This window comes from Luteibacter sp. SVR4-7G, assembly GCF_056755555.1.
In genome coordinates, this window is sequence record NZ_JBPGXO010000086.1 from 1 (window position 1) to 3101 (window position 3101).

Here is a 3101-nt window from a genome sequence, read left to right on the forward strand (position 1 = left end):
CGTTTTTGGAGCGATTCCGCAGGGAGGCGTAGGCCGGACGAGGACTTAGCGACAAAAATGGCAGGCGCCGGCGACCCCCCGCCACGCCGAAAGCAAAACGCGATGGCGAACGCCGAGCCGTCCCGCTCCCTGCGGCGAAGCCGCTTAAGACACGGGCACGCGCACGCGGGCCAACCGACGCGAAAGGCGGTCGCGCGCAAGCGTGCTCCTACAGGGGGCGGTCGCGGTGCGGTTTCCCGGGCGAGGAATGCGATTAAACCGATGGGCGCCGGGCTGGCACTCACGGCCATGAACGAGCAAGCACAGGCCGGGCGCGTGGTCCCCGGCGATTTCGACGAGGCGCGGCTGCTCGATACGCAGCGGGCGTTCGACAGTGTCGCGCCCGATTACGACGGGCCGCGCGGCAACAACGAACTGATTCAGCGCATGCGCACCACGATGTGGAACACCGTCGGCGCCGAACTGCCGTCCGGATCGCGGTTGCTCGACCTGGGCTGCGGCACGGGGCTGGACGCGGTGGAATTCGCCCGCCACGGCTACCACGTGGTGGCCAGCGATTGGTCGCCCGAAATGGTCGAGCGCACGCGAGCCCGCGCCGTCGACGCCGGCGTCGAATCGCACCTGAGCGCAGTCCACCTCGGGATACAGCAACTGCACCTGCTCGGTGGCCGGTTCGACGGCATCTATTCCAATTTCGGTCCGCTGAACTGCGCGCCCGACCTGCGCGCCGTCGCCGAGGAATGCGCGCGGCTGGTGCGCCCCGGCGGCAGCCTGGTGTTCTCCGTGATGGGCCGGATCTGTCCGTGGGAGCTCGGTCATTACGCCTTGCGCCGCCGCTTCGGGCGCGCGGGCGTGCGCTTCGGCCGCGGCGTGCGGGCGGTGGGCATGAATGGCCATACCATCTGGACCTGGTACTACATGCCGCGCGAATTCCATGCGGCGTTTTCCGAGCACTTCACGCTCGCCGGCTACCGCGCGCTGAGCCTCTTCCTGCCGCCGCCCTACATGGTGGACCGGTATCGCCGCCGTCCGGGCTGGTACGAGCGCCTTGGCCGGCTGGACGACCGCTTCGGCGGTCTCCCCCTCCTGCGCGACATGGGCGACCACTTCCTGATCGTCATGCATCGGCGCTGAGCATGCGCAGTACGACATCCATACCGGGTTTCACCCTGGCCGGCGCCGCGCTGGCCGCTCCTGGGCGGGTCACGCGGGCGCCGCTGCAGCTTCGCGGCAACCGCATCGCCGCGCGCGCGGCGCCGCGGTCCTTTCCGGTGGACCTTCGCGACCACGTGGTCTTTCCCGCCCTGGTGAACGCGCACGAACACCTGCAGGTGAACAATGTGCCGCCGCTGCCTGGCGACACCGTCTTTCCGAACGCATACGACTGGATCGAAGCCTTCCAGGCGCACTTCGCCGATCCGGCGACGGTGGCCGCGCTCGCCGTGCCCAAGTCCAGGCGCATGCGCCACGGCGGACTGAAGAACCTGCTGGCGGGCGTCACCTGCGTGGCCCATCACGATCCGTGGCATCCGGCGCTCGACGGCCCGGATTTTCCCGTGAGCGTATTGCGCGACCATGGCTGGAGTTACGCACTGCATGGCCCGGCCTACGGTCCGCCGGTGCGCGCCAGCTTCGCCGCGACGCCGTTCGGCCGGCCTTGGATGATCCACCTCGCCGAAGGCACGGATGCGCTGGCGGCGGGCGAGCTCGACGAGCTCGACCGCATGGGCTGTCTAGCCGCCAATACCGTGCTGATCCATGGCGTGGGCATGCGAGAGCGCGACATCGAGCGGGTGATAGCCGTCGGCGCCGGCGTGGTCTGGTGCCCTGGCAGCAATCACCGGTTGCTCGGCCGCTCGCTCGATCCGCGTCCGCTGCAGGCCGCGGGCCGCCTCGCGCTCGGAAGCGATTCGCGGCTGAGCGGCGCGCGCGACCTGCTCGAAGAGTTGCGCGCCGAAAGCGAGCGGGGCGAACTCGATGCCGACGCCCTGCTAGGACTGGCGACCGCGGATGCCGCGCGACTTCTCGCGCTTCCCGCTCGCGGCAACCTCGATGAAGGCAGCATCGCCGACCTGGTGATCGTGGAGGATCGCGGCGGCGACGTGGCTGACAACCTCGTCGGCCGTTCGCGCTCCGAACTGCGTGCCGTGGTGCGCGACGGCCTGCCTTGCCTGGCCGATCCGGATTTTGCCGGGTGGTTCGACGCGGCGAACGTCGACACGATGAAGGTGACGCTCGACGGCAGGCCGAAGCTGCTCGCCCGCGCCTTCGCCGAGCCCGAGCTGCTGGCGATGGAGCCTGGCCTGGAGCCGGCAACTGCCGCCGAGCGCGTCATCCGTTACGCGGGAGCGCGGAAATGACCGCCACGCCCATCCTCGCTCCCGCCGAGGCTTATGCGCTCTGGGCGGCGGACTATCCGGCGCATGCGCACAACCCGGTCATGCGCGCGGAAGAGCGTGCGATGCTCGGACGGATGCCCGCTAACCTGAGCGGCGCCGTCGTGGTGGACGCAGGTTGCGGCAGCGGACGCTACCTGCGCCATGCGCTGCGTCGCGGCGCGGCCCGCGTGCATGGCGTGGACCTGTCGCCGGAGATGCTTGCGCGGGCGGCGGAGGTGTCGCGGGAAACGGATGCCGCTTCGCACGTGACGCTGGTTCAAGGGAGCCTGGATGCATTGCCGCTTGGCGACGGCATCGCGGACCTCACGCTGTGCGGCCTCACGATCGGCCATCTCGAGCAACTGGAACCGGCACTCTCCGAGTTGCGCAGGGTCACGCGCCCCGGCGGGCGCATCCTTTGCAGCGACGTGCATCCGACGGGTCACGCGCTGGGTTGGTTGCGCGATTTCAGATCGGGCGGCCGCCGCTATGCCGCGCGCCACACGGCTCATCTCTACAGTCACTGGCACGCGGCCTGCGCGCGCCTCGGCCTCGCCATCGAACACGTGCTCGAGCCGATGCTCGATCCCGCCGACATCCCCGAAGGCGCGCGTTTCGATCGACAGGCGCTCGACGTGCCGGTGGCCCTGGTATTCCAGCTGCGCCGCATTCCCGCCCCTCCGCCCGGTTCGCTGCCATGACCCCTGTCTCTTATACACATCT

At 69.7% G+C, this 3101-nt stretch carries 3 protein-coding genes; all 3 read left to right on the forward strand.

The window, feature by feature from the left end:
• Window positions 1-288 precede the first annotated feature (288 nt).
• The 3 genes from ACR9ZH_RS18365 to ACR9ZH_RS18375 are packed head-to-tail and all read left to right on the forward strand — an operon-like array spanning window position 289 to window position 3079.
• Window positions 289-1134 (forward strand): class I SAM-dependent methyltransferase, encoded by an 846-nt coding sequence (locus ACR9ZH_RS18365; RefSeq protein WP_481292207.1) that lies wholly within the window; start codon window positions 289-291, stop codon window positions 1132-1134.
• Window positions 1135-1136: 2 nt separating this feature from the next.
• The gene (locus ACR9ZH_RS18370) at window positions 1137-2360 is read left to right on the forward strand and encodes an amidohydrolase family protein (RefSeq protein WP_481292208.1); all 1224 of its coding nucleotides are present in this window, start codon (window positions 1137-1139) and stop codon (window positions 2358-2360) included.
• Window positions 2357-3079, forward strand: coding sequence for a class I SAM-dependent methyltransferase (locus tag ACR9ZH_RS18375; RefSeq protein WP_481292209.1), 723 nt, complete (start codon window positions 2357-2359; stop codon window positions 3077-3079). The genes ACR9ZH_RS18370 and ACR9ZH_RS18375 overlap by 4 nt, the downstream gene beginning before the upstream one ends.
• Window positions 3080-3101 lie beyond the last annotated feature (22 nt).